The 253-nt window shown below is 52.6% G+C and carries 1 protein-coding gene; it reads right to left on the reverse strand.

The window, feature by feature from the left end; translation table 11 throughout:
- Nucleotides 1–253 (reverse strand): DUF1345 domain-containing protein (locus AAEY83_RS17045; RefSeq protein WP_351061024.1); only part of this gene is annotated, 253 nt, incomplete at both ends.

A 253-nucleotide genomic window follows, 5' to 3' on the forward strand; every position in this document is an offset into this window, starting at 1 on the left:
TCCGAAGTCTGCACAGCCACGCCGATGGTGAACGAGAAGTACAGAAAATCCCAATCATTGGGGGTGGTCAGTCCTTCAGCAAAATGCAGTGCCGGCTCCTTGCCGTTCCAGGTGTAAAACAACCTCGCGTAGTGCACGCAAAAGATCACCCCAATCAGCAGCCATGAGCCGATCACCGTCAGCGCTGTGAAGCCGTAGTGCATCAATTTGTGTGTGTTATCCAGATCTTTGCTGCCCGCCAGTTCAAATGTGA

The organism is Psychrobacter sp. TB20-MNA-CIBAN-0197, from assembly GCF_040309765.1.
Taxonomy (GTDB): Bacteria; Pseudomonadota; Gammaproteobacteria; order Pseudomonadales; family Moraxellaceae; genus Psychrobacter; species Psychrobacter submarinus.